This is a genomic window from Rhizobium sp. GW821-FHT14E12 (genome assembly GCF_058803745.1).
The window spans coordinates 298,492-323,325 of sequence record NZ_JBXAPH010000005.1 but is presented as its reverse complement, the minus strand read 5'-3'; the positions used below and the strand labels follow the sequence as shown (position 1 = coordinate 323,325).

Here is a 24,834-nt window from a genome sequence, read left to right as displayed (position 1 = left end):
TTGAGCGCCGTCCCGAACCTCATGCCATTGGTCACGTCGATTTGATATTTACAATCATTCATGTATGTTTGTATGTTGCGGCGCAATAAAAATGTCAAAACTCGTGGTGATTTTTTATGACGGCGCATTCCCGCTCCTTTTTGCGCGGCAGCTTTCTCGCAGCCGGTGTCCTCTTCCTCGGTGCGTACTCCTCCCTTGCCCAGCAGGCGGGCCAGATGCCGCCGCCGCAGGTGACCGTGGTCGACGTCAAGCCCGAGACCGTGCAGCTCACCTATGAATATGCTGCGCGCATCTCCGCCTATAGGCAAGTCGATGTGCGCGCCCGGGTCGGCGGTATCCTGTTGAAAAGGAACTTTGTCGAAGGCGCCGAGGTCAAGGCTGGCGACGTGCTGTTCCTGATCGATCCCGCCTCCTATGAGGCGACGCTCGCCCAGGCCCAGGCGCAGTTGCAGCAGGCCGACGCGCAGCTGACCCAGGCGCAGCGCGAGGAAAAACGCAACATCAACCTCTTCGACCAGAACGCCGTCACGCAGAAGGCGCGGGACGACGCGATTTCCACGCGCCAGTTGGCGGATGCCGCGGTCGCCTCAGCCCGGGCGCAGGTGCAGACCGCGCAGCTCAATCTGGACTATACCAAGGTCACGGCGCCGGTCGGCGGCATTACCACGCTGGAACAGGTCTCCGAAGGCAGCCTGATCGGCACGACCGGCGACACCGGCCTGCTCACCAGCATCACCCAGCTCGACCCGGTCTATGTCAATTTCTCCTTCTCGGATACGCAGGCCGCCGAAGTGCGCCGGCTGATCGACATGAAGAAGGCCAAGGGCGAAGCGCCGAACCTCGGCGTGAAGATCTCCTTCGGCGACGGCACGACCTATGACCATGACGGGGTCGTCGACTTCACCTCCTCCACCATCGACGCCTCGACCGGCACGCTGCAGGCCCGTGCCGTGGTGGATAACCCCGCTCGCCGGCTGCTGCCCGGCCAGTTCGTGCGCGCCACCGTCACCGGCGTCTCGCTCGACAACGCCATCACCATTCCGGAAGTGGCGCTGATGCAGAGCCCGCAGGGGCAGTTCGTCTACACGATCGACAAGGACGGCAAGGCGCATGTCAATCCGGTGACGCTCGGCCAGAAGATCGGCGGCAACTGGCTCGTCCTGTCGGGCCTTCACGCCGGCGATAGGCTGATCGTCGAAGGCATCATCAAGGTGCGCCCCGGCGCGCCCGTGCAGGCGGCGGCAGCCGCCGCGCCCAGCGACGCGAACAAGGTAGTGCAGAACTGATGTTGGGAAACAGATTCTTCATTGATCGCCCCGTTTTCGCGGCGGTGATCTCGATCGTCATCCTGCTTGCGGGCGCCGTCTGCATTCGCATCCTGCCGATCGCGCAATATCCGGAGCTGACGCCGCCGCAGGTGGTCGTCACCGCCACCTATCCCGGCGCCAGCGCCGAGACCGTCGCCCAGACCGTTGCCGCTCCGTTGGAGCAGCAGATCAACGGCGTCGAAAACATGCTCTACATGCAGTCGTCGAACTCCAATAGCGGCGCGATGCAGATCACGGTCACCTTCGCGCTCGGCACCGATCCGGACCAGGCGGCGATCAACGTCAACAACCGCGTGCAGCGCGCCGTCACCACCCTGCCGCAGGACGTGACCCGTCTCGGCGTCGTCGTCACCAAGCGTTCGACCTCGATCCTCGGCTTCGTGGCGATGTATTCGACCGACAGCCGCTACGACCGCGCCTTTGTCGGCAACTACGCGCTGCTCAACGTCATCGACGATCTCAAGCGCATTCCCGGCATCGGCGATGTCAACCTTCTCGGCGACATCGATTATTCCATGCGTATCTGGCTGCGGCCGGACAAGCTGGCGCAGTACAATCTGACGCCGAGCGATGTCTCGGCCGCCATCCAGGAGCAGAATTCGCAGTTTGCCGCCGGCCGGTTCGGCGACCAGCCGAGCAACACCGCCCAGCCCTTCACCTACACGGTGACGACGCAGGGACGCCTGGCCGATATCGACGCCTTCGGCGACATCATCCTGCGTTCGGATGCCAATGCCGCGACGCTGAGGCTGAAGGACGTGGCGCGCATCGAGCTCGGCACCAAGAGCTATTCGGTCCAGAGCAGCCTGAACGGTACGCCGGCGATCCCGATCGCCGTCTATCTCCAACCGGGCGCCAACGCGCTGAACACGATGGCGGCGCTCAAGGGGCGTCTGGACGAGCTGCAGAAATCCTTCCCGCAGGGCGTCGCATACCAGATCCCCTACGATACGACCAAGTTCATCCAGGTGTCGATCGAGGAGGTGGTCAAGACCTTCATCGAGGCGATCCTTCTCGTCATCATCGTCGTCTTTCTCTTCCTGCAGAACTGGCGCGCGACACTGATCCCGGTCATCGCCGTGCCGATCTCGATCATCGGCACCTTCGCCGGAATGTATGTGCTCGGCTTCTCGATCAACCTTCTGACGCTGTTCGGCCTGGTGCTGGCGATCGGTATTGTGGTGGACGACGCCATCGTCGTACTCGAAAACGTCGAGCGCCTGATGACGACGGAGAAACTGTCGCCGAAGCAGGCGGCGATCAAGGCGATGGGCGAGGTGACCGGCCCGGTCATCGCCATCGTGCTGGTGCTCTGCGCCGTGTTCATCCCGGTCTCGTTCATGGGCGGGCTCGCCGGCCAGATGTACAAGCAGTTCGCCGTCACCATTGCGATCTCCGTCACCATCTCGGGTATAGTGGCGCTGACGTTGACACCTGCGCTCTGCGCGCTGATCCTGAAGCCTGGCCATCACGAGCCGGTGCTGCCCTTCCGCATTTTCAACCGCGCCTTCGACCGGTTGACGCGGGGCTATACGGCCGGCGTCGCCTTCTTCCTGAAGCGCATGGTGCTCGGCTGCGTGCTGGTTGCCGGTATGCTCGGCGCGACCGGTTATCTCTTCTATACGTTGCCGGGATCGCTGGTGCCGGACGAAGACCAGGGCTCGCTGTTCCAGATCGCCATCCTGCCGCCGGCGGCCTCGCTGACACGCACGCAGGCTGTCATGGATCAGGCGCTGGTCAATACCGAGAAGCTCCCCGGCGTTGAGAACGTCTTCGCCGTTGCCGGCTTCGACCTGCTCTCGGGTGGTCTGAAGAGCAGCGCCGGCGTCGCCTTCGTGACGCTGAAGGACTGGAGCGAACGCAAGACGCCCGAACTCGACGCCCGCAACATGGCCGGTCCCCTGATCGGCGCCAACATGGGCATCAAGGACGCCATGGTGCTCGCCTTCAACCCGCCGCCGATCCAGGGCCTTTCGACGACGGGCGGCTTCGAGGTCTATGTGCAGGACCGCTCCGGCAAGGGTGTTGCCGGACTTTCGGAGGAAGCACAGAAGCTCGTGGCGGCTGCCTCCAAGCGGCCGGAGCTGGCGGGCGTGCGTACCACGCTCGATACCAACGTGCCGCAGTTTCGCGCCGATCTCGACCGCGAGAAGGCCAAGGCGCTCGGCGTGCCGATCAACTCGGTTTTCGATGCCATGCAGGCGACCTTCGGCAGCCTCTATGTCAACGACTTCACGCTCTACGGCCGCAACTATCAGGTCAACCTGCAATCGGAAGCGCCGTTCCGCGAATCGCCCGACGATCTGCGCCAGGTCTTCGTCCGCTCCGACAGCGGCAAGATGATTCCGATCGACACGCTGATCAAGGTGACGCGCACCATCGGGCCGGACCAGCTTGAACGCTACAACGCCTTCAACGCCGCCAAGGTCACCGGCAATCCGGCGCCCGGCTATACCTCGGGCGACGCGATCAAGGCCATGCAGCAGGTGGCGACTGAGACCCTGCCGGAAGGCTTCCAGATCGCCTGGACGGGCTCGGCCTATCAGGAGCTGGAAACCGGTGGTGCGGGCACGCAGGCGATGATCTTCGGCATCATCATGGTGTTCCTGATCCTTGCCGCGCAGTATGAGAAGTGGAGCCTGCCGCTCGCCGTCCTCACCGCGATCCCCTTCGCGCTGTTCGGCGCGCTGCTCGCCACCTATCTGCGCGGGCTCACCAACGACGTCTATTTCCAGATCGGTATGGTGACACTCATCGGCCTGGCGGCGAAGAACGCCATCCTGATCGTCGAGTTCGCGGTGATGAAACGCAAGGACGGCATGAGTGCGGCGGAAGCCGCGCTCGAGGCGGCGCGCCTGCGCTTCCGCCCGATCGTCATGACCTCGCTTGCCTTCATCCTCGGCGTCGTGCCGCTGGCGATCAGCACCGGCGCCGGTTCCGCCAGCCGCCATGCTATCGGCACCGGCGTCATCGGCGGCATGCTGGCTGCGACCTTCCTCGCCACCTTCTTCATTCCGATGTTCTATCGCCTGATCGCCTGGAAACAGCCGAAGCCGGACGAGGACGAGGACGAGGAGGATGGAGAGATCGGCCACCGGCCGCACGCGCAGGCGGCAGAGTAGGCGCGAAGTATCCCCATCGAGTACTGACTTTGAAAATGGCGCCTTCGGGCGCCATTTTGCTATGTAGATTCAGGGATCGACGGGCAGAGCTGCCCCTTGCTCAACGGAATTTTCCCGCCATGATGACGGAAACGCGGGGATCCTGTTTCATGGCTTTTTTCGAGAGCATGCTGACGCTGATGTTGGTGGCGCTGATCGCGTTACAGCCGTCGCGAAAGCTCGGTATTCCCTATCCAACCATGCTGGCGATCGCCGGCGTCTTGGTCGCCATGCTGCCCTGGGCGCCTGGCATCTCCATCGATCCGGCATTGGCGCTGGCGCTGTTCATCGCGCCTGCCCTGTTCGATGCCGCCTATGACCTGCCGCCCCGGACGCTGAAGCAGAACTGGATACCGCTGATCTCGCTTGCGGGCATCGCGGTCGTTCTGACGGCGGCTGCGGTCGCCTGGGTCGGTGTCGCCTATGCCGGCCTGCCGGTCGCAGCCGCCATCGCGCTCGGCGCCATCGTCGCGCCGCCGGATGCGGCCGCCGCCACCGCCATGCTTGGCCGCTTCAACCTGCCGCGTCGTGCGTTCACCGTGCTGAAGGGCGAAAGCCTGCTCAACGATGCCGTGGCGCTGTTGATCTTCGGCGCTGCCGTCGCTGCCGCCTCCGGCACGGTTTCGGCCATAGAACTTGTGCCTCAGCTGGCTCTCGCCGCGCCCGGCGGCATCGTTCTCGGTATCCTGCTGGGTTATGTCTACATGCGGATCGGGCCGCGCCTTGCAGGCACGCTCGGTGGCTCGCTGTTCGAATTCGTCGCCACCTTTGGGGTCTGGGTGATTGCCGAGCGGCTGCATCTCTCCGCGGTGCTGACCATGGTCGCCTTTGCCATGGTGATCGCGCGCGACATGCCGGACAGGATATCGGCGCGCAACCGGATACGATCCTATTCCATCTGGGAGGCGGCCATTTTCATGCTCAACGTGCTCGCCTTCCTGCTGATGGGCATGCAGGCGCGCACCACCGTCCTGCAACTCTATCAGCAGGATGTCGGCTTCGCGATCAGCTTCGCCGTTCTTGTCTTCCTCACGGTTGTCCTTGTCCGCGTCGTCTGGCTGCTGTTTTCCAACCGCGCGATCTACTATCTCCACGCCGCCGGCATTTACAAAACCCCCGCGCCGACGCTCTCGATGAGCCTGGTCGGCTCCTGGTGCGGCATGCGTGGTCTGGTGACGCTGGCAACCGCACTGGCCTTGCCTGAGGGCTTCCCCTCGCGCGATCTCATCGTGTTCAGCGCGCTGACCGTGGTGCTCGGCACGCTGATCGTGCAGGGCCTGACGCTCGGGCCATTGATCCGTCTCTTGAAGCTCGAGCGTGACGATTCGATGAAAGATGATATCGACAATGCCCGCCTGGCGCTGATCGATGCCGCGCTGGAGGAGCTGGAGCCGATGCAGGACAGCAAGGCTGCCACGACGCTGGGCGGCCTTTATCGCGGCGACCGGGAGTTGGCCACCCAGGGGTTGAACCCGCGCGAGGCCGGCGAGATCGACGCTCTTAAACGGCAGGTGATCCAGGCCAAACGCACCAAACTCGCCGCCATGCGCCGCCTCGGCGTCATCGACGACGACGTGTTTCATGTGCTTGAGGAAGAACTGGACTGGGCGGAACTCGGGGCTTCGCATCCAGGCCGGTTCGAGGTGGTCGAGGGGTGAGGGACACCCTGAGTCCCGCGAAGGGATTGCTGGCGGGGCATTCGCGCTCAAGCTGTCGTCGGACTGATGAGTTTTATCGACTTGAAGTAGCTGTGGAAGCGCTTGGTGTCGCGTGTTAGCACGGAAAGATCACTGACCGCCGCGTGAGCGCCAATGAAGAAATCTGGCAAGACACCCGTGCGTGTTCCGCCTGCCTTTCGATATTGTGCGAAAACTTTGCCGGCTAGGAAAAGTGCGGGACGCGGGATCGAAAGGATGCTGATACTTGTCTCAGCGAGCATGTCGTCGAGATGTTCGATCTTATTGTAACGAACTGATATTTCAGCATAAACGACGTCATTAATGTAAAGTGGGCCAAGGAGCGTTGCGCTGTCAAGCTGGCCCAACGACCAATCGTACCAAACGGGATCATCGGTGATGATATCCAGAAGTATGTTGGAATCGACCAGGATCACCTCAGTCGTCGCCACGCGTCAGCGCCATGATTTCGTCTGTACTCATGCCCTTTCCGGCATGTCCCCGAAACTTGGCGAACCGGCTATTGCGCTTACCCGCTTCAACCGGCACCACGACAACGTTGCCATCGGCGGCCTGACGAAAATCGATCTGGCTTCCCGGACCAATCCCGAGCATGTCGCGAACAGCCTTCGGGATCGTCACCTGTCCTTTTGCGGTTACGGTCGTGCTCATAATGGCCTCGGTAATGATCGGTGAAATGAAAGTATTACTTTCAATCCCGATTTTCAAGTCACATCGGCGGAACGGTGCCGTTGAGGCCGACGGCGATGCGGTCGGCGGTGACTTTGCCGTCGTCGGCTGCTTCGGCGGTGATGAAGACGGCGGCGCCGGCTTTCAGGTCGTCCTTGGTGGCTGACGTCAGCGTTACGACCGGCGTGCCGTCCGGAATGTTGATCTTCTTCTCGCCGCCCTTGTAGGTGAGGGTCAGCGTCGGGCCGTTGGCCGATGTGACGGCATTGGCGACCGTGGCGTTGGTCATGGAACTGTTCGGCTTCGAATCCCATGGGCGGTCGCCCTCGCCGGTGCCTTTCATCGCGGCTGGAAAGATGACGACTTCAATGGCGCCGTTGACGCCGCTGGCGGTCGGCTCATTGGCGATGCCGACGAAATCGCCGGGCTTGATGTCGGTGGCCGAAGCCTTGACGACGCCGGCGACGTTCCAGCCGGATTTCAGCGTGACGGCGATATCCTTGCCCTCGCGGGACTTGATCTTGAGGGTGTCTCCCTTAAGGCTTTCGATCGTGCCGCGCACGCGGACGCGCTCAGTGGCGTTGGCGTCCTGCAATGTTACGAGCGTCGCGACGACACCGGCGGCGAGCGTCAATACGCCCTTCGTCAGAAGCTTGCGGTCCATGGACAGTCTCCTTGAGACATTCGCTAATCGGTGAGTTTTCGATATGGCGGCAGAAATCGGCCGGCAAAGTTGCTGGCATGTGGCCATGCTCGACTGCAACGGGGCGATCCTATCGACCGCGCCGTAGCCCCGCCAATCAAACAAGTGTGAGAGAAGCGTGTGCTGCCGCCAGGTTATCCATAGAGCCTTATGCGGATGGCGGATCGCGCTCGCAGATAAGCCGCCGTATCGCCTCGATATCGCGGTTCAGCGGCCGATCATCGTGATAGTGAGCGACATGCGAGCGCACCAGCCCATGGATCGCCTCGGTGCCGGAGGCGCGGCTAGCGGTCGCTTCAAGGAAGTCATGGGCTTGCGTTGCCGCCATCAGCTCGATGGCGAGGATATGATCGGCATTGTCGAGAATGGCGAGCAGCTTGTTGGCGGCGGCCGTCGGATGCGCGAGGAAATCCTCCTGCAGGCCCGAAGTCATGCCGCCGTCGAGGCTGGCGGGCACCGCGAGCCGGCGGTTGTCGTTGGCGAGCGCCGCTGCGGTATATTGCGCGATCATGAAACCGGAATGACTGCCGGCGTCGCTGGCGAGAAATGGCGGCAGGCCGCTGACGAGCGGGTTGACCAGCCGGTCCATGCGGCGCTCGCTCATCGTGGCGATCTGCGCCAGGGCGATTGCGAGGCTGTCGGCCGCCTGACCGAGCGCGGGCGCAACGGCGTGTGCTTCCGAGGAGACGAGTGGCTCTTCCGGCGTGCCCGAGACGGCGGGATTATCGGTGACGGAGGCAAGCTCCCGGTCGGCGACGCCAGCCACGAAATCGAAGACGTCGCGCGCCGCGCCATGGGCATGCGGGATGGCGCGCAGGCTGAGAGCATCCTGGGTGCGCCGGCCGATGGCGGCGGCAATCAGCCCGCTGCCCTGAAGCCGCGCCCGCAGGGCTGCGCCGACGGTTGCGATGCCGGGTGACTGGCGCAGATCCAGCACGGTTTCGTCAAAGGCCGCCATCTGTCCGCCGGCTGCCTCCAGTGTCAGCGCCGCCGTGGCGTCGGCCCAGGCGAGCAGGCGCTGGGCGCGGACGAGCGCCACGCTGAAGAGGCCGGTGGCGCAGGCCGTGCCGTTGACGAGGCTCAGGCCCTCCTTAGCGCCGAGCACCAGCGGCTCAAGGCCGATCGCCGCCAGCGCCTCGCGGCCGGACATGGATTTCCCGCCGACCCGGGCCGATCCCTCGCCGATCAGCACCAGCGCCGTATGGGCATTGTGCGTCAGATAGCCGGCCGAGCCTTTCGATGGAACATCCGGCACGCAATCCCGTTCCAGAAAGGCAAGCAGATGCGCGACGATCTCCCGCCTTACGCCGGAATAGCCATGGGCGAAATTGGCGATCTGGGCGGCAATGACGGCGCGCACCTCGCGCGGCTCCAGCAGGCTGCCGACGCCGCAGGCATGGCTGAGGATGATGTTGCGCGACAGCCGGCTCTGGGATGGGCGATCGACCACCGTATCGGAGAGGGCGCCGACGCCGGTATTGATGCCGTAGGCGCGCACGCCGCGTTCGACGATGGCTTCGACGATGCGGCTGGCATGCTCGACCCGAGCCCAGGCGATATCGTCCAAAACGAGCATTTCGCCGGCTGCGACATCGGCGATATCTCGCCAGGTGAGGGTGGTTTTGATTGTCACGGTCATTGCCGCATTGCCCTTGAGAAATCCCGCAAATCCGGGGTTATGGTTTGAACTTTAAGGTTTCGTAGAGAGTTTAGGTCGCAAAACAGGCCAAATGCCTCAAAATGCCCTTCCTGCCGCGGTACTATTTCGGGCGTGGGAAATTGGAGGACCAAAATGACAGCGATTCGCCCATTTTTGATCGGCCTTACCCTCATTCTGGCGCTGGTGCTGATCGCGCTCAGCATCCTGCTGGTCAATCCTGCGCAGCCGGTTCGTCAATCAGACAGCCTCATTCCGATGCAGACCGAGCCCGGTGGTAACCGTGGTGCCGGAGGCAACGTTCAGCTCGATGGCGCAAAACGCGCCACCAGCGAGTGACGGTCGCCGGGATAGGTAAGGCGAACATGGGTGATCGGGCCGAGACCGCTCCAGGTACGTCGTTCGACGACGAGGCATGCGGTGCCCCTGACGATATCAAGGCTCGCGGCCGCCTCGCCGTCGGCAGCGATGGCGCGGATCTGATGTTCGGCCGTGCTCCACGGTACCTGATTGAGCAGCCATGGCCCCGGCGGCAACGCGTCGAAATCGACCTGTCCGGCTTCGGGAACCGCATCGAGATTGATGACGCGATCCTCCAGGCAGAAGGGCCGGCGGCCGGCATAGTGAATGCAGATAACCTCCAGCGCCGATACTGAGCCGGCAAACTCCAGCCGCCGCGCATCCTCGATGCGACCCTTGCGCTTGGCGTGCCTGACAATCTTATGGGAATAGGGCAGGTTCAGCGACTGGACTTCCGACTTGATGTCGTGGATTTCCAGCACCGCCGACTGTGCTTGCGGTTGGGTGACGAAACTTCCCGATCGCTTGCGCCGCTCGATCAGCCCGGCCCGGGCGAGCTGCGTCAGCGCCTTGTTCACGGTCATGCGCGAGCAGTCATACTGTTCCGCCAGTGCCAGCTCGAAGGGAATGCGATAGCCGGGCGGCCAGTCGCCGGAGACGATTCGACCCTCGATATCGCTCAGGATACGCTGATGCAGGGTCGCCTCTTTGCCTGTCGTCATGCCGCCGATCATTCCCTCGTGAGACCTGGGTATTCGCCGCCTGATCTATTTAGGCGTCAATCGCCGTCAGGAAAAGTTCTTTTCAACCGATTAGTTCGGACATGACGGCGCGGAACCGGTCCGAGATTGCCTTACGCTTGCCGTGACGGCCGCCTTCGACCTGCTTGCGGCCCTGCGTCCAGACGCAGTCGACGGTGACGCCGCCAGCAAACATCCATTGGTCGAGGATCTGGTCGCCCGAGAGATAGGGCACGGCGTTGACGTCGAGCGAAACCAGATCGGCATAATGGCCGAGAGCTAGCCCGGCCGGCGCTTTCAGTGCCACGCCGCCGCCGGCAAGCGCATGGTCGAACAGCGTGCGCGCCGTCGAGCCGCCCGATGTGGCGACGACGTTGCGGGCTCGGAGCGCCAGGCGCTGCGAATATTCGAGCTGGCGCAGTTCTTCCGGAACCGAGATCAGGATATTGGAATCCGAGCCGACGCCGTAGCGGCCGCCCTTTTCCAGGAACAACGGCGCGGGAAAGGCGCCGTCGCCGAGATTGGCTTCGGTGATCGGGCAGAGGCCGGCGATCGCGCCGCTTTTCGCCATCCGCCGTGTTTCGTCGTTGGTCATGTGGGTTGCATGGATCAGGCACCAGCGTTCGTCGACCGGGGCGTGATCGAGCAGCCATTGCACCGGCCGCGCGCCGGACCAGGCGATGCAATCCTCGACTTCCTTCACCTGTTCGGCGACATGGATATGGATCGGTCCGCCGCCCGCCAGTGGTACGAGCTTTTCCAGCTCTTCTGGCGTTGCTGCCCGCAGGCTATGCGGCGCAAGGCCGAGTTCGGCGCCGGGCAACTGGCCGACGATCGTCCGGCAGCCGGCCATCAATGCCTCGAACTGGTCGAGCGAATTGATGAAGCGGCGCTGGCCGTCGATGGGGGCGGCACCGCCGAAGCCGGAATGGGCGTAGAAGACGGGGAGCAGCGTCAGCCCGATGCCGGTCTCGGCGCTGGCAGCACCGATGCGTTCCGCCATCTCGGCGATATTGGCATAGGGGCTGCCGTCCTTGTCGTGATGTAGATAATGGAATTCGCCAACGCGGGAGAAGCCGGCTTCCAGCATTTCCATGTAGAGCTGGGCCGCCACTGCCTCGACATGATCGGGGGTCATCGACAGCGCGAATTTGTACATGACGGTGCGCCAGCTCCAGAAGCTGTCATTCGCCGGGCCACGGACCTCGGCAAGGCCAGCCATGGCGCGCTGGAAGGCGTGGCTGTGCAGGTTCGGCATGGCGGGCACCAGAACCTCATGCCGCTCGTCGCCGGCCTCTGCCGCAACGCCCACTTCGATGCCGCTAACGCGGCCGGCGTCCAGGGTTATCCGGACATTTTCTTGCCAGCCATCGCGAAGCAGTGCCGAGCGTGCATGGAGTTTCGTCATGGTCTAACCCTTTCCTTTTGGATGCCGAGTCCAAAATCCCTCTTGTCAGGCTTTTTATTATGTATATACATTATGAACCCATGAGGAAAGGCGTAAAGCTGATGCGTGGGAACAATTTTTCCGAAGATAGCGTGAAGTCCGGTGGCAAGAGCTGCCTTTGGCGCAATGCTCGTCTGGCGACTTTGAAGGAGGATGCGCCGGGGCTCGGCATTGTCGAGAAGGGTGCGATCTTGACCAAAGATGGCCGCATCGTTTTCGTTGGTCACGAAAGCGATCTGCCTGACACTGGCGATGCCGAAAGCGTCGATCTTGAGGGACGCTGGGTCACGCCCGGTCTGGTCGATTGCCACACGCATATCATCCACGGCGGCAACCGTGCCCGCGAGTTTGAAATGCGGCTACAAGGCGCAAGCTACGAAGAAATCGCGCGGGCCGGCGGCGGCATCGTCTCCTCCGTCAATGCGACCCGGGCTCTTTCCGTCGATGGGCTGATCGAAGCCGCCCTGCCGCGCCTCGATACGCTGCTGGCCGAAGGCGTCACCACGATTGAGGTGAAGTCCGGCTATGGCCTCAGCATCGAGTCCGAATTGAAGATGTTGCAGGCTGCCCGCGGACTGGAAAAGGTCCGCCCGGTGCGTGTCGTCACCTCCTATCTTGCCGCGCATGCGACGCCCGCCGACTATAAGGGCCGCAACGGCGACTATATTACCGATGTCGTGCTGCCGGGCCTGGAACAGGCGCATGCCGAGGGTCTGGCCGACGCTGTCGACGGTTTCTGCGAGGGCATCGCCTTTTCGCCCGCCGAGATTGCCCGCGTCTTCGATCTGGCCAAGTCGCTCGGCATTCCGGTGAAGCTGCATGCGGAGCAGCTCTCCAATCTCGGCGGCGCCAAGCTTGCCGCCTCCTATGGCGCACTGTCTGCCGATCATGTCGAATATCTCGACGAGGACGGCGTAAAGGCCATGGCGGCGGCCGGCACGGTGGCTGTCCTTCTGCCCGGCGCTTTCTATGCCATCCATGAAAAGCAGAAGCCGCCGGTCCAGGCGCTTCGCGAGGCCGGCGTTTCGATCGCCATCGCCACCGACTGCAATCCCGGCACCTCGCCTTTGACCTCGATGCTCCTGACCATGAACATGGCCGCGACCCTTTTCAGCCTGACGGTTGAGGAATGCATCGCGGGCGCCACCCGCGAAGGTGCTCGTGCGCTTGGCCTGCTGGCCGAAACCGGCACGCTGGAAGCCGGCAAGTCGGCCGATTTTGCCATCTGGGATATCGAAAGCCCCGCCGAGCTTGTCTATCGCATCGGCTTCAATCCGCTTCATGCCCATGTTTTCAAGGGCGACGTTTTCAAGGGCGAAAGGTTCGACCGATGACCATTACTCTTCATCCGGGCTCTGTTTCGCTGAAGCAGCTGGCCGCCATCTACTGGACCGGCGAGCCGGCCAAGCTCGATGCCTCCTTTGATGCGGGTATACTCAAGGCCGCCGCCCGCATTGCCGAAATCGCCGCCGGCAATGCGCCGGTCTATGGCATCAACACCGGCTTCGGCAAACTGGCCTCGATCAAGATCGACAGCGCCGATGTCGCCACGCTTCAGCGCAATCTGATCCTGTCGCATTGCTGCGGCGTCGGCCAACCGCTGCCGGAGAATGTCGTCCGCCTGATCATGTCGCTGAAGCTGGTCTCGCTCGGCCGTGGTGCCTCCGGCGTGCGCCTGGAGCTGGTGCGGCTGATCGAGGCGATGCTCGCCAAGGGCGTCGTGCCGGTTATCCCCGAGAAAGGATCGGTCGGCGCTTCCGGCGATCTCGCGCCGCTCGCCCATATGACGGCCGTGATGATGGGCCATGGCGAGGCCTTTTATGCCGGCGAACGGCTTGATGGTGCTGCTGCGCTCGAAAAGGCCGGGCTGACGCCGGTCGTGCTCGCCGCCAAGGAAGGCTTGGCGCTGATCAACGGCACGCAGGTCTCGACCGCGCTCGCGCTCGCCGGCCTCTTCCGCGCCCATCGCGCCGCGCAGGCGGCATTGATCACCGGCGCCATGTCGACGGATGCCGCCATGGGCTCCTCCGCGCCGTTCCATCCCGATATTCATACGCTGCGTGGCCATCAGGGCCAGATCGACACTGCCGCCGCCCTTCGAGGCCTGCTGGCCGGCTCGGTCATTCGTGAAAGCCATATCGAGGGCGACGAACGGGTGCAGGATCCCTATTGCATCCGCTGCCAGCCGCAAGTCGACGGCGCCTGCCTCGATCTCTTGCGCTCGGTCAGCCGTACGCTTGAAATCGAGGCCAATGCGGTCACTGACAATCCGCTCGTGCTTTCCGATAATTCCGTCGTCTCCGGCGGCAATTTCCACGCCGAGCCGGTGGCTTTCGCCGCCGATCAGATCGCCATTGCCGTCTGCGAAATCGGCGCGATCTCGCAGCGCCGCATCGCGCTTCTGGTCGATCCAGCGCTGAGCTACGGCCTGCCGGCCTTCCTTGCCAAGAAACCCGGTCTGAATTCCGGCCTGATGATCGCCGAAGTCACCTCGGCGGCGCTGATGTCGGAAAACAAGCAGATGTCGCATCCGGCCTCCGTCGATTCGACACCGACCTCCGCCAATCAGGAAGACCATGTGTCCATGGCCTGCCACGGCGCGCGTCGTCTCCTGCAGATGACCGACAATCTTTTCGGAATCATCGGCATCGAGGCGCTGACGGCGGCGCAGGGCGTCGAGTTTCGCGCGCCGTTGATCACCAGCCCCGAACTGACCCTTGCCATCGCCACCATCCGCAGTGTCGTGCCGACGCTCGATGTAGACCGCTACATGGCAAACGACCTCAAGGCCGCCAGCGACCTCGTCGCCTCCGGCGCGCTCAACGCATCCGTATCCGCCGATATTCTGCCTTCCCTGGAGATATGACATGACCAACCCACGCCATAACATCCGCGAAATCCGCTCCCCTCGCGGTCCGGAGCTCAACGCCAAGAGCTGGATGACCGAAGCGCCGCTGCGGATGCTGATGAACAATCTCGATCCCGACGTTGCGGAAAATCCGAACGAACTGGTCGTCTATGGCGGCATCGGCCGCGCCGCCCGCACCTGGGAGGATTTCGACCGTATCGCCGCGACGCTGAAGACCTTGACCGAGGAAGAGACGCTGCTGGTGCAGTCCGGCAAGCCGGTCGGCGTGTTCCGCACGCACAAGGACGCGCCGCGCGTGCTGATCGCCAACTCCAACCTCGTACCGCACTGGGCGACCTGGGATCACTTCAACGAGCTGGATAAGAAGGGTCTTGCCATGTACGGCCAGATGACCGCCGGCTCGTGGATCTATATCGGCACGCAGGGCATCGTGCAGGGCACCTATGAAACTTTCGTCGAAGCTGGCCGTCAGCATTATAACGGCAGTCTCAAGGGCAAGTGGATCCTGACCGGCGGCCTCGGCGGCATGGGCGGCGCGCAGCCGCTGGCGGCCGTCATGGCCGGCGCCTGCTGCCTTGCCGTCGAAAGCGACGAGACCCGCATCGATTTTCGCCTGCGCACCCGCTATGTCGACGAGAAGGCAACGAGCCTCGACGAAGCGCTTGCGCTGATCGACAAATGGACGAAGGCCGGCGAAGCCAAATCGGTGGGCTTGCTCGGAAATGCCGCCGAAATCTTCCCGGAACTGGTCAAGCGCATGAAGGCTGGTGGTCCGCGCCCTGATATCGTCACCGACCAGACCTCGGCGCATGATCCGCTGAACGGCTACCTGCCGCTCGGCTGGACAGTGGCCGAACACAAAGCCAAGCGCGAGAGCGATCCGAAGGCTGTGGAAGCCGCCGCCCGCGCCTCGATGAAGGTGCATGTCGAGGCCATGGTCGCCTTCTGGGACGCCGGTGTGCCGACGCTCGACTACGGCAACAATATCCGCCAGGTCGCCAAGGAGGAAGGCTTTGAAAACGCCTTCGCCTTCCCCGGCTTCGTGCCGGCCTATATCCGCCCGCTGTTCTGCCGCGGCATTGGCCCCTTCCGTTGGGCGGCGCTGTCCGGCGATCCGGAGGATATCTACAAGACCGACGCCAAGGTGAAGGAACTCACCCCCGGCAACACTCATCTGCACAACTGGCTGGACATGGCACGCGAGCGCATCGCCTTCCAGGGTCTGCCGGCGCGCATTTGCTGGGTCGGTCTCGGTGATCGTGAACGTCTCGGCCTTGCCTTCAACGAAATGGTCAAGAACGGCGAGCTGAAGGCTCCTGTCGTCATCGGCCGCGACCATCTCGATTCCGGCTCCGTCGCCTCGCCGAACCGCGAGACGGAAGCGATGAAGGACGGCTCGGATGCCGTCTCCGACTGGCCGCTCTTGAATGCCCTGCTCAACACCGCGTCCGGCGCCACCTGGGTGTCGCTGCATCACGGCGGCGGCGTCGGCATGGGCTTCTCCCAGCATTCCGGCATGGTCATCTGCGCCGATGGCACCGACGACGCGGCCCGCCGTATCGAACGCGTTCTCTGGAACGATCCAGCGACCGGCGTCATGCGCCACGCCGATGCGGGCTACGACATCGCGATCGATTGCGCCAAGGACAAGGGCCTGCGGCTGCCGGGCATCCTGGGGAACTGATCTCCATGCGGATATTGTGCGCCAGCGACTACAAGCGCATGCCTTGGAAAAACGGCGGCGGCGAGACGGTGGAAATCGCCGTCTCGCCCGACGGCGCGGGGCTTGCCGATTTCGACTGGCGCGTCAGCATGGCGACGGTTGCCACGGATGGGCCGTTCTCGGTCTTTCCCGGCATTGATCGTACACTATCTATCCTCGAAGGTGAGGGTATGACGCTCTTCATCGAGGGGCGCAAGCCTGTGCTTCTGACACAGGAGAGCGATCCGCTGCCATTTGCGGCGGACGCGCCGACATCGGCGACGCTGGTGGATGGTGCGATCACCGACCTCAATGTGATGACGCGGCGGGGGCGATTATCGCATTCGGTGCGGCGCGTCCGTGTTGATGGGAGTGCTGAACTCGCGCTCGGCAGCGAGACGGCGCTGGTTCTCTGCCATCGCGGGCATCTCGATATTGGTGATGGGACGCTTTCGGCGGGCGATTGTTTGCTTGTCGAGGCAGCCGCGGGAACGCAGCATTCGATTTCAGGAATGGCGCAGTTATTTGTGATCGAGCTTCACGGGGTCTAGTCCGCATCCAAGCTCTGCATCCCGCTTGACACCTGCCGGCCCCGGATATCCTATTGCTTCTCAGCAACAGGGATGCCTCGATGAGCGACGATCAGATCCCCACCGACAGCAAGCTCACCACTTCCAAGCGCCGCTGGGCGGCCGAGGGCAAGTTCTTGACCGGGCGGATCAGCCGGCCGGAAACGGAGCGTTTGCCGCCGGGGCAGCATCTGGTCAAGAACTGGCCGGTGCTCGATCTCGGAGAGCAGCCGCAAGTGTCGCTGTCGAGCTGGCGGCTCGATGTGTTCGGATTCGTGGAAAAGCGGCTCAGCCTCGATTGGACTGCTTTCCAGGCGATAGAGCAAAGCAGCAAGGTCAGCGACATCCACTGCGTCACCACATGGTCGCGCTACGACAATCGCTGGGAAGGGGTTTCGACGCGCGATCTGCTCGATCTCGCCATGCCGACGGCCGAGGCGCATCATGTGCTGCTGACCAGCTATGACGGCTACACCACCAACCTGCCGCTTGCCGATTTTGCCGCCGAGGACGCGATCCTCGCCACCGCCTGGGAGGGGCAGCCACTGACGCGCGAGCATGGCGGGCCAATGCGGCTCGTCGTACCACATCTCTATTTCTGGAAGAGTGCCAAGTGGCTGATGCGCATCGAGCTCATCGGTGCCGACAGGGCCGGCTTCTGGGAGAAGAACGGCTATCATATGTACGGCGATCCCTGGCGCGAGCAGCGTTATTCCGACGACTGAGGTCGCCGTCCCCGGCCGTCTTTCTTATGGGATCGGGCATATTTTTAATGGCTCCGGGGTTCGATTGCGGCTTTGCAACCAGCGGCGATGGGCGTATGCATTGATCATATGATTGCTGTCGGGCACGCCCGGCTATCCATAACACCATCTCCGAAATCCCATGCCATGACCGTCGTTCAGACCACAGAGCAGCCTTCCGAGGAAAGTTTCGGCCGGCAATCCCGCATCATCGCCTTCGTCGTCGCCGTCGCCTTCTTCATGCAGATATTGGACGGCACGATCGTCACGACGTCGCTGCCGCAGATGGCCAGGACATTCGGCATCGAGCCGGTGTCGATGAGCATCGGCATCACGGTCTACCTGCTCACCATGGCCGCCTTCGTGCCGCTGGCCGGCTGGGCGGGGGATCGTTATGGCGCCCGGCGGGTGTTCCTGGCGTCGATCACCCTCTTCACCGTCGCCTCGTTGTTCTGCGGTCTCTCCGGCAATCTTACGGAATTTGTCATCGCCCGCGCCGTGCAGGGCATCGGCAGCGCGCTGATGACGCCGGTCGGCCGCATCATCGTGCTGAAAAACGCCCGCAAATCCGATCTGGTGCATGCCATGTCGATGATCACCTGGCCGGCGCTGACGGCGCCTGTCATCGGTCCCATTCTTGGCAGCTTCATCACCACCTATCTGAGCTGGCACTGGAACTTCCTGATCAACATTCCGATCGGCATTATCGGGCTCGTCCTTGTCCTGCGCTTCGTGCCGGACCAGCGCGAGGAGAAGGTGGCAAGGCTCGATCTCGTCGGCTTCTTCCAGTCGGCAGCGGGGCTGACCTTCATGCTCGCCGGCCTCGAATTCGTCGTACAGGGGACGACGGGCCTGGCGGTCAGCGTCGGGCTGATTGCCGCCGGCGCGGTGTTTTCCGTCATTGCCACCCGGCATTTCATGCGGGTTGAGGCGCCGTTGCTCGATCTCTCCGCCTTCAAGGTGCAGACCTTCGCCATGTCGACGCTTTCGGCCGGCACGGCAAGCCGCTTGGCGATCAACGCCACGCCCTTTCTGTTGCCGCTGCTCTTTCAGGTGGGTTTCGGCCTGACCGCGATCGACGCCGGCACCTATCTGCTCTTCTATTTCGCCGGCAATCTCGGCATGAAGGCGATCACGACGCAGACGCTGAAAACCTTCGGCTTCCGCAACGTGCTTGTCATCAATGGTCTGATCTCGTCGGTCAGCATTGGCTGCTTCGCGTTGCTGTCGCCATCGACCTCCAACTGGTTGATCTATTGTCTGCTGCTCGCCGCCGGCCTGTCACGCTCGATGAATTTTACCGCGCTGAACACGCTGGGCTTCGCCGATATCCACGCGTCGCAGCGCAGTTCCGCCTCGACCCTGTCGAGCATGCTGCAGCAGGTTTCGTTGCTGCTCGGCGTTGCCGTTGCCGCCGCCGTGCTCAATCTCTCGCGCACCATTCATGGCGGCGAGACGCTTTCCCTCATCGATTTCCGCTGGGCTTTCCTGGTGATCGCCCTGATCGGCGCGGTCTCGTCGCTGCGCTTCCTCAGCCTGCGACACGATGCCGGCGCGGAGGTATCGCGGCACAAGATCAAGGCGTGATCTGGCCCCTCAAACTCTTGCGATATTTGCTCTGCCCACCGCTGTAAATCGGCGCGTCTGGCCCCATATAGATAGGGCTTCAACTCCCATAGGAGGCAGTCTCATGCTGCTCAAAACTCTCGCTATTTCGGCTCTCGTCATCGGCATGTCCAGCACGGCTTGGGCGGAGCCGGTGCACAAGCATCACCCCAAGCGGCTCAAGGTCGACGCCGCACAAGCCGATGTCGGCAATATCGACCACTCGAAGGACGCGATCCTGCCCGATGGCACGATCAACACCGACCCTTCGGTGACAGGCCCGATCCGCGCCGGCGATTCCATCTCCCGGCTGCAATGCGCTGCCGCCCCGAACTCCGTGGGTGCTCGCTCGAACTCGTATACCGCAGGTTCAGCCTCGCTTTGCCCCTGACGGGCACTAATGCGTCGGGTGGCCTAGGCCACCTCGATATCGGTCCGGCTGAATTGGTCGCCTTTCGACAATAGCGGCTGGCGATAATAGCGCGCGCAGGCATAGGTCGTGCAATCACCAAGGCTGAGCGCCGCTGGATGGCGGCCCTCGCCGAAGCGATCATATGCTTCGACCGCGAGAAAGGCGGCGCGCGGCGGAATGGCCAGGAGCTGGATGTTCATCAGTTGCAGAAAAGTCCGTACCGCGTCGCCGGCCTCGGTAGCCGTCAGGCCGAGGCGCGCGGCGATATCGATCGCTGCCTGAGCCGCTGCCATCGGCGTGGTCATGCGGGCGGTCGCGGGTTGCATGCGGACGGCGAAGCGGCGAGCTTCCCCTTCATCTGTCATCATTGCCGTTAATACCGAGGTGTCGATGAGCATCAGGCGTCTCCCGCCGTGCTGCCACCGGCGGCTTTGTCCGCGGCCTTCTGCTTGAGATTGCGGCAGAAGGCGACGGCGACATCGGCAAGCGCCGGCTTGGTCAGTTCCTCGTCCAGCGCCTTCTGCAATGCCAGCCGCACGGCTTCGGTTTTGGTCGAGCTTTTCGTCAACGCCTGATAACGCCGCGCCAGCCGGTCGATGGCATCGTCCTTGATATAGAGGGGCATGAGATATCCATTTTTTGAGATTGGGATATCCATAGGGCATGTCCGCGAGGAGAACAATCGGCATTGCTGTAGCGATGCCACCATCTTTCCGAAAGGATGTTTCCGAGATATTTATATGACGAACATCATCTAACGTGCTAGCTATAACGTCGATTCTGAAATTGCAGGCTGGGAGGAGCCATCATGTCCGCAATCGATCCCGTCGTCATCGTTTCCGCCACGCGCACGCCGCTTGGCCGCTTCCAGGGGGAGCTGTCATCCTTGCAGGCGCCGGAGCTTGGCGCCCATGTCATTCGCGCGGCCCTGGAACGGGCCGGATTGTCGGCGGAGAAGGTGGACGAGGTGCTGTTCGGCTGTGTGTTGCCGGCGGGACAGGGGCAGGCCCCGGCACGCCAGGCGGCGCGGGGCGCGGGATTGCCGGATGCGGTGGGCGCCACGACCATCAACAAAGTCTGCGGTTCCGGCATGAAGGCGACCATGCTGGCGCATGATCTGATCCTGGCCGGCTCCGCTTCCATCGCGGTCTCCGGCGGCATGGAATCGATGTCGAACGCCCCCTATCTGCTCGCCAAGGCGCGCGGCGGCTATCGCATGGGCCATGACCGCATCTTCGACCATATGATGCTCGATGGGCTGGAGGATGCCTATGAGAAGGGCCGCTCGATGGGCGATTTCGGCGAGCTGGCGGTCGAAGCCTATCAGTTCAGCCGCGACGATCAGGATGCCTATGCCGTGGAGACGCTGACGCGTGCCCGCAACGCGGTCGAGACCGGCGCTTTCGAGGCCGAGATCACCCCGATTTCCGTTGCCGCCAAGGGTGGCCCGGTGACGATCGGCAAGGATGAGCATCCGCAGAAGGTTTCGCCGGAAAAGATCCCGACGCTGAAGCCGGCCTTCCGCAAGGACGGCACGATTACGGCCGCCAGCGCATCGGCCAATGCCGATGGTGCGGCAGCCTTGATCCTCACCCGGCGCTCGACTGCCGAGCGCGAGGGACTGCCGATCCTCGCCGAGATCAAGGCGCATGCCACCCATTCCCAGGAGCCTGCCTGGTACACGACGGCGCCGATCCCGGCGATCCGCAAGGTGCTGGAAAAGACCGGCTGGAAGGTCGGCGATGTCGATCTCTTCGAGATCAACGAGGCCTTCGCCGTCGTCGCCATGGCCGCCGCCAAGGACCTCGGCATCGCCCGCGACCGCCTCAACATCAACGGCGGCGCCTGCGCGCTCGGTCACCCGATCGGCGCTACGGGCGCACGGCTGATCGTGACGCTGCTGCATGCCTTGGAGCGCCAGGGCGCAAAACGCGGCGTCGCGGCGCTGTGCATCGGTGGGGGAGAGGCGACGGCGATTGCGGTGGAGCGGGTGAACTGAAGGGTATGGGGCCGCCTCGTCCTTCGAGGCTCAGTCGTTTCCGCTATCGCTTCACCGTCTGAACACCTCAGGATGAGGTGGAGAGAACGCGTCACTTGCCAAAGGCTCAGTCTTCACTCTGAGGCGGGGCTGGCCCGACGTTCGTCGAAAAGATTAGCCCTCACCCTGAGGTGCGTAGGCCGAAGGCCGGAGCCTCGAAGGGCGAGGGCGGGTGGCTCGGCACTATTGCGTTCGCTCCGACAGCTCCTCCAAAATCGGACAATCCGGCCGCGCATTGCCATGACAGGCATGCACCAGATGCTCGAGGGTGCGGCGCAGTTCGGTCAACTCGCGGATCTTGCGGTCGATTTCGGTGAGCTTTGACGAGGCGATATCCTTGACGTCGGCGCTGGCGCGGCTCTTGTCTTCGTAGAGCGCCAGCAGTTGCCGGCACTCATCGACGGAGAAGCCGAGGCTGCGGGAGCGGTGGAGGAAGCGCAGCTTGTGCACGTCGTCGGCGCCGTAGTCGCGGTAGCCGTTGCCGCCGCGATCGGGGCGGATGAGGCCGATATCCTCGTAGTAGCGGATGGTCTTGGCCGGCAGGCCGGAGCGGCCGGATGCTTCGCCGATATTCATCTGAACTCTCCCTATTTTGCCAGCCGCAGTCTCAACGCATTGGCGATGACCGAGACCGAGGACAGGCTCATGGCCGCCGCCGCGATCATCGGCGACAAGAGCAGGCCGAAGACCGGGTAGAGCACGCCGGCGGCGAGCGGCACGCCGAGCGCATTGTAGCCGAAGGCGAAGGCGAGGTTCTGCTTGATGTTGCGGATCGTCGCTTCGGAGAGATGCCGCGCCCGGACGATGCCGTTGAGATCGCCCTTCACCAGCGTGATCCCGGCGCTTTCCATGGCAACATCGGCGCCGGTGCCCATGGCGATGCCGACATCGGCGGCGGCGAGAGCCGGCGCGTCGTTGATGCCGTCGCCGGCCATGGCGACGATGCGGCCCTTGGTCCGCAATTCGTCGATCAGTGCCTTCTTGCCTTCGGGCAACAGGTCGGCCCTGATATCGTCGATGCCGAGACTTGTGGCGACGGCCTTGGCGGTCTGGGCGTTGTCGCCCGTTGCCATGATGATCTTCAACCCGCTGTCGTGCAGCGCCTTGATTGCAGCTGATGTCGTCGGCTTGATGCGGTCGGCGACGGCGACGAGGCCGGCCAATTGACCATCGACGGCGACGAACATCACCGTCTTGCCTTCGCCGCGCAGGCGTACCGTTTCAGCCTGTAGCATATCGGTCGCAACGCCGAGATCGGCCATCATCGCGGCATTGCCGAGTGCGATCGCGGTATCGCCGGCGCGGCCTTCCGCGCCCTTGCCGGTTTTCGCGGTAAAGCCCGTTATGTCGACAAAGGTCGTGCCACGCTCTTCGGCCCCGGCAACGATGGCCTCGGCCAGCGGATGTTCGGAGCCGCGCTCGAGGCTGGCGGCGAGCGACAGCAGGCGGGCTTCGTCGATGTTGGAGGCGGTGATGACATCGGTGAGGTTGGGCCTGCCTTCCGTCAGCGTGCCGGTCTTGTCGACGATCAGCGTGTCGACTTTGGCGAAGCGCTCCAGCGCCACGGCGTCGCGCACCAGCACGCCCTCCTGTGCGCCACGGCCGGTGGCGATCATGATCGACATCGGCGTTGCGAGCCCGAGCGCGCAGGGGCAGGCGATGATCAGCACGGCGACGGCGGCGAGCAATGCATGCGCCAGCTGCGGCTCCGGTCCGATCATTGCCCATAGGATGAAGGTGACGATGGCGGTGGCGACGACAGCGGGCACGAAGATGGCCGAGACGCCGTCGACCATCGTCTGGATCGGCGCGCGTGAGCGCTGCGCCTTGGCGACGAGCTCGACGATACGCGACAGCGTCGTGTCCGCGCCGACCTTTTCGGCCAACATGATCAGCGTGCCGTTCCTGTTGATCGTGCCGCCCGTCAGCGCATCGCCCTTGGCCTTTTCGACCGGCAGTGGCTCGCCGGTGATCATCGATTCGTCAATGGTCGATTGTCCGTCGACGACGGAGCCGTCCACCGGCACGCGCTCGCCGGGGCGCACGCGCAGCCGGTCGCCGGCCTGGAGTTGATCGACTGGCACATCGGTCTCGCTGCCGTCGGCGCTGATGCGCCGCGCGGTCTTGGGGGCGAGATCGAGCAGTGCGCGGATCGCGGAGCCGGTGCGCTCGCGCGCCTTCAGCTCCAGCACCTGGCCGACAAAGACCAGCGCGACGATGACCGAGGCCGCCTCGAAATAGACGGGTATGGCCTGGCCGTGGCCGTGAAAGCCCGTCGGGAACAGGCCGGGCGCCAATGTGGCGACCAGGCTGTAGAGATAGGCCGTGCCGACGCCGAGGCCGATCAGCGTCCACATGTTGGGGCTGCGGTTGACCAGCGAATTCCAGGCGCGGCGGAAGAAGGGCAGGGCAGCCCAGAGCACGACCGGCGTCGCCAGGGCAAGCTCGATCCATGTGGCGGTGGGCTCGCCGATCCGGCCGCGCAGCGGCAGGCCGAGCATCGGACCCATGCTGAGGATCAGAAGCGGCAGCGATAGCGCGGCGCTGATCCAGAGCCGGCGGGTGAAGTCGACCAGCTCCGGGTTCGGGCCTTCATCGGCTGCGGGGACACCCATCGGCTCCAGCGCCATGCCGCATTTCGGGCAATCGCTCGGATGATCGCTGATGACCTCGGGATGCATCGGGCAGGTATAGAGCGTGCCCTTCGGCACCGGTATCTGTGCCGGCCTGTTGCCGTCGAGATAGGCGGTGGGATCGGCCTCGAACTTCGCCTTGCAGCCGGCGGAGCAGAAGTAGAATTTCTCGCCCTCATGTTTCAGGAAATGCCGCGCACTGGCGCGATCCACATCCATGCCGCAGATCGGATCCTTGGCGGTCAGATAGTTTTCCGGTGCCGCCTCGAATTTCTTCCGGCAGCCGTCGCAGCAGAAATGGAACATGCGGCCGTGATAGTCGAGCGACGGCTTGCCGGCCTTGGGATCGACGGTCATGCCGCAGACGGGATCGCGGATCACCGCGTCCTGCTGTTCGCCGTGATGGTGATCGTGGCCGTGATGGCTGTGATCATGTTCGTCATGCAATGCCATGGAAAACTCCAATGCCCGAAAGTGAGCGTCGGACAGGTTTATGAACCTTCCTGTCACTGGAAGGTCAAGCGGAAAAATAGGAAATCCTGTCCACAGTTGAAAGAGGGT

Annotated in this window: 22 protein-coding genes; 12 read left to right on the top strand and 10 right to left on the bottom strand. The window is 63.4% G+C overall.

Annotation, left to right across the window (positions count from 1 at the left end; translation table 11 throughout):
• Window positions 1–116 precede the first annotated feature (116 nt).
• The 3 genes from AC1RO0_RS20905 to AC1RO0_RS20895 all read left to right on the top strand — a co-directional run bounded on the left by AC1RO0_RS20905 (window position 117) and on the right by AC1RO0_RS20895 (window position 6,147).
• Window positions 117–1,286 carry an efflux RND transporter periplasmic adaptor subunit gene (locus AC1RO0_RS20905; RefSeq protein WP_498594707.1) on the top strand — a complete coding sequence of 390 codons (1,170 nt, stop codon included), beginning with the start codon at window positions 117–119 and terminating at the stop codon, window positions 1,284–1,286.
• Window positions 1,286–4,450: an efflux RND transporter permease subunit gene (locus tag AC1RO0_RS20900; RefSeq protein ID WP_498594706.1), complete on the top strand. Its 3,165-nt coding sequence runs from the start codon at window positions 1,286–1,288 to the stop codon at window positions 4,448–4,450. The genes AC1RO0_RS20905 and AC1RO0_RS20900 overlap by 1 nt, the downstream gene beginning before the upstream one ends.
• Before the next feature lie 149 nt (window positions 4,451–4,599).
• The gene (locus tag AC1RO0_RS20895; protein ID WP_498594705.1) at window positions 4,600–6,147 is read left to right on the top strand and encodes a cation:proton antiporter; all 1,548 of its coding nucleotides are present in this window, start codon (window positions 4,600–4,602) and stop codon (window positions 6,145–6,147) included.
• A gap of 47 nt (window positions 6,148–6,194) precedes the next feature.
• Here the strand turns inward: AC1RO0_RS20895 and AC1RO0_RS20890 are convergent, their stop codons facing one another.
• From AC1RO0_RS20890 to AC1RO0_RS20875, 4 genes are all read right to left on the bottom strand, one after another.
• A complete protein-coding gene (locus tag AC1RO0_RS20890; protein WP_498594732.1) occupies window positions 6,195–6,602 on the bottom strand; it encodes a type II toxin-antitoxin system VapC family toxin in 408 nt (135 codons plus the stop codon).
• A 1-nt stretch (window position 6,603) separates the two neighbouring features.
• On the bottom strand, window positions 6,604–6,837 hold the full coding sequence (locus AC1RO0_RS20885; RefSeq protein ID WP_498594704.1) for an AbrB/MazE/SpoVT family DNA-binding domain-containing protein: 234 nt from the start codon (window positions 6,835–6,837) through the stop codon (window positions 6,604–6,606).
• Between the two features lie 58 nt (window positions 6,838–6,895).
• Window positions 6,896–7,519 carry a hypothetical protein gene (locus AC1RO0_RS20880; protein WP_498594703.1) on the bottom strand — a complete coding sequence of 208 codons (624 nt, stop codon included), beginning with the start codon at window positions 7,517–7,519 and terminating at the stop codon, window positions 6,896–6,898.
• Window positions 7,520–7,706: 187 nt separating this feature from the next.
• Window positions 7,707–9,197 carry an HAL/PAL/TAL family ammonia-lyase gene (locus AC1RO0_RS20875; RefSeq protein ID WP_498594702.1) on the bottom strand — a complete coding sequence of 497 codons (1,491 nt, stop codon included), beginning with the start codon at window positions 9,195–9,197 and terminating at the stop codon, window positions 7,707–7,709.
• Between the two features lie 153 nt (window positions 9,198–9,350).
• Between AC1RO0_RS20875 and AC1RO0_RS20870 the strand changes: the two genes are divergently transcribed.
• Entirely contained in the window at window positions 9,351–9,554 is a 204-nt protein-coding gene (locus AC1RO0_RS20870) for a hypothetical protein (RefSeq protein ID WP_371110495.1), read from the top strand.
• Here AC1RO0_RS20870 and hutC read toward each other — a convergent pair.
• Together hutC and AC1RO0_RS20860 are read right to left on the bottom strand one after the other, a co-directional pair.
• Window positions 9,518–10,237: a histidine utilization transcriptional repressor HutC gene (gene hutC / locus AC1RO0_RS20865; protein WP_498594701.1), complete on the bottom strand. Its 720-nt coding sequence runs from the start codon at window positions 10,235–10,237 to the stop codon at window positions 9,518–9,520. The two genes, AC1RO0_RS20870 and hutC, sit on opposite strands and share 37 nt — an antisense overlap.
• A gap of 82 nt (window positions 10,238–10,319) precedes the next feature.
• On the bottom strand, window positions 10,320–11,663 hold the full coding sequence (locus AC1RO0_RS20860; protein ID WP_498594700.1) for a formimidoylglutamate deiminase: 1,344 nt from the start codon (window positions 11,661–11,663) through the stop codon (window positions 10,320–10,322).
• Between the two features lie 101 nt (window positions 11,664–11,764).
• Here AC1RO0_RS20860 and hutI point away from each other — a divergent pair, with 101 nt between their 5' ends.
• The 7 genes from hutI to AC1RO0_RS20825 all read left to right on the top strand — a co-directional run bounded on the left by hutI (window position 11,765) and on the right by AC1RO0_RS20825 (window position 19,581).
• On the top strand, window positions 11,765–13,036 hold the full coding sequence (gene hutI, locus AC1RO0_RS20855; RefSeq protein WP_498594699.1) for an imidazolonepropionase: 1,272 nt from the start codon (window positions 11,765–11,767) through the stop codon (window positions 13,034–13,036).
• A complete protein-coding gene (gene hutH, locus AC1RO0_RS20850; protein WP_498594698.1) occupies window positions 13,033–14,568 on the top strand; it encodes a histidine ammonia-lyase in 1,536 nt (511 codons plus the stop codon). The genes hutI and hutH overlap by 4 nt, the downstream gene beginning before the upstream one ends.
• A gap of 1 nt (window position 14,569) precedes the next feature.
• Window positions 14,570–16,255, top strand: coding sequence for a urocanate hydratase (gene hutU / locus AC1RO0_RS20845; protein WP_498594697.1), 1,686 nt, complete (start codon window positions 14,570–14,572; stop codon window positions 16,253–16,255).
• A gap of 5 nt (window positions 16,256–16,260) precedes the next feature.
• Entirely contained in the window at window positions 16,261–16,824 is a 564-nt protein-coding gene (locus AC1RO0_RS20840; protein WP_498594696.1) for a HutD/Ves family protein, read from the top strand.
• An 80-nt stretch (window positions 16,825–16,904) separates the two neighbouring features.
• Complete coding sequence (locus AC1RO0_RS20835) at window positions 16,905–17,567, top strand: sulfite oxidase-like oxidoreductase (RefSeq protein ID WP_498594695.1); 663 nt, start codon at window positions 16,905–16,907, stop codon at window positions 17,565–17,567.
• Window positions 17,568–17,732: 165 nt separating this feature from the next.
• Complete coding sequence (locus tag AC1RO0_RS20830) at window positions 17,733–19,172, top strand: MFS transporter (RefSeq protein WP_498594694.1); 1,440 nt, start codon at window positions 17,733–17,735, stop codon at window positions 19,170–19,172.
• A 103-nt stretch (window positions 19,173–19,275) separates the two neighbouring features.
• Complete coding sequence (locus tag AC1RO0_RS20825) at window positions 19,276–19,581, top strand: hypothetical protein (RefSeq protein WP_498594693.1); 306 nt, start codon at window positions 19,276–19,278, stop codon at window positions 19,579–19,581.
• Window positions 19,582–19,604: 23 nt separating this feature from the next.
• On the opposite strand, the gene AC1RO0_RS20820 is transcribed toward AC1RO0_RS20825, so the two are convergent.
• Window positions 19,605–20,000 (bottom strand): type II toxin-antitoxin system VapC family toxin, encoded by a 396-nt coding sequence (locus AC1RO0_RS20820; protein ID WP_498594692.1) that lies wholly within the window; start codon window positions 19,998–20,000, stop codon window positions 19,605–19,607.
• Entirely contained in the window at window positions 20,000–20,227 is a 228-nt protein-coding gene (locus AC1RO0_RS20815; protein ID WP_498594691.1) for a type II toxin-antitoxin system VapB family antitoxin, read from the bottom strand. Before AC1RO0_RS20815 ends, AC1RO0_RS20820 begins: the two co-directional genes overlap by 1 nt.
• A gap of 183 nt (window positions 20,228–20,410) precedes the next feature.
• Here AC1RO0_RS20815 and AC1RO0_RS20810 point away from each other — a divergent pair, with 183 nt between their 5' ends.
• The gene (locus AC1RO0_RS20810; RefSeq protein ID WP_498594690.1) at window positions 20,411–21,601 is read left to right on the top strand and encodes an acetyl-CoA C-acyltransferase; all 1,191 of its coding nucleotides are present in this window, start codon (window positions 20,411–20,413) and stop codon (window positions 21,599–21,601) included.
• A 222-nt stretch (window positions 21,602–21,823) separates the two neighbouring features.
• On the opposite strand, the gene cueR is transcribed toward AC1RO0_RS20810, so the two are convergent.
• Together cueR and AC1RO0_RS20800 are read right to left on the bottom strand one after the other, a co-directional pair.
• Window positions 21,824–22,216 carry a Cu(I)-responsive transcriptional regulator gene (gene cueR, locus AC1RO0_RS20805; protein ID WP_498594689.1) on the bottom strand — a complete coding sequence of 131 codons (393 nt, stop codon included), beginning with the start codon at window positions 22,214–22,216 and terminating at the stop codon, window positions 21,824–21,826.
• 11 nt (window positions 22,217–22,227) lie between these two features.
• Window positions 22,228–24,726 (bottom strand): heavy metal translocating P-type ATPase, encoded by a 2,499-nt coding sequence (locus AC1RO0_RS20800; RefSeq protein ID WP_498594688.1) that lies wholly within the window; start codon window positions 24,724–24,726, stop codon window positions 22,228–22,230.
• Window positions 24,727–24,834: the final 108 nt, after the last annotated feature.

Bases quoted from the DNA above. Each gene is read 5' to 3' on its own strand.
- AC1RO0_RS20905 (WP_498594707.1), top strand. From the start codon at position 117: ATGACGGCGCATTCCCGCTCCTTTTTGCGCGGCAGCTTTCTCGCAGCC.
- AC1RO0_RS20900 (WP_498594706.1), top strand. From the start codon at position 1,286: ATGTTGGGAAACAGATTCTTCATTGATCGCCCCGTTTTCGCGGCGGTG.
- AC1RO0_RS20895 (WP_498594705.1), top strand. From the start codon at position 4,600: ATGGCTTTTTTCGAGAGCATGCTGACGCTGATGTTGGTGGCGCTGATC.
- AC1RO0_RS20885 (WP_498594704.1), bottom strand. From the start codon at position 6,837: ATGAGCACGACCGTAACCGCAAAAGGACAGGTGACGATCCCGAAGGCT.
- AC1RO0_RS20880 (WP_498594703.1), bottom strand. From the start codon at position 7,519: ATGGACCGCAAGCTTCTGACGAAGGGCGTATTGACGCTCGCCGCCGGT.
- AC1RO0_RS20875 (WP_498594702.1), bottom strand. From the start codon at position 9,197: ATGACCGTGACAATCAAAACCACCCTCACCTGGCGAGATATCGCCGAT.
- AC1RO0_RS20870 (WP_371110495.1), top strand. From the start codon at position 9,351: ATGACAGCGATTCGCCCATTTTTGATCGGCCTTACCCTCATTCTGGCG.
- hutC (WP_498594701.1), bottom strand. From the start codon at position 10,237: ATGACGACAGGCAAAGAGGCGACCCTGCATCAGCGTATCCTGAGCGAT.
- AC1RO0_RS20860 (WP_498594700.1), bottom strand. From the start codon at position 11,663: ATGACGAAACTCCATGCACGCTCGGCACTGCTTCGCGATGGCTGGCAA.
- hutI (WP_498594699.1), top strand. From the start codon at position 11,765: ATGCGTGGGAACAATTTTTCCGAAGATAGCGTGAAGTCCGGTGGCAAG.
- hutH (WP_498594698.1), top strand. From the start codon at position 13,033: ATGACCATTACTCTTCATCCGGGCTCTGTTTCGCTGAAGCAGCTGGCC.
- hutU (WP_498594697.1), top strand. From the start codon at position 14,570: ATGACCAACCCACGCCATAACATCCGCGAAATCCGCTCCCCTCGCGGT.
- AC1RO0_RS20840 (WP_498594696.1), top strand. From the start codon at position 16,261: ATGCGGATATTGTGCGCCAGCGACTACAAGCGCATGCCTTGGAAAAAC.
- AC1RO0_RS20835 (WP_498594695.1), top strand. From the start codon at position 16,905: ATGAGCGACGATCAGATCCCCACCGACAGCAAGCTCACCACTTCCAAG.
- AC1RO0_RS20830 (WP_498594694.1), top strand. From the start codon at position 17,733: ATGACCGTCGTTCAGACCACAGAGCAGCCTTCCGAGGAAAGTTTCGGC.
- AC1RO0_RS20825 (WP_498594693.1), top strand. From the start codon at position 19,276: ATGCTGCTCAAAACTCTCGCTATTTCGGCTCTCGTCATCGGCATGTCC.
- AC1RO0_RS20820 (WP_498594692.1), bottom strand. From the start codon at position 20,000: ATGCTCATCGACACCTCGGTATTAACGGCAATGATGACAGATGAAGGG.
- AC1RO0_RS20815 (WP_498594691.1), bottom strand. From the start codon at position 20,227: ATGCCCCTCTATATCAAGGACGATGCCATCGACCGGCTGGCGCGGCGT.
- AC1RO0_RS20810 (WP_498594690.1), top strand. From the start codon at position 20,411: ATGTCCGCAATCGATCCCGTCGTCATCGTTTCCGCCACGCGCACGCCG.
- cueR (WP_498594689.1), bottom strand. From the start codon at position 22,216: ATGAATATCGGCGAAGCATCCGGCCGCTCCGGCCTGCCGGCCAAGACC.
- AC1RO0_RS20800 (WP_498594688.1), bottom strand. From the start codon at position 24,726: ATGGCATTGCATGACGAACATGATCACAGCCATCACGGCCACGATCAC.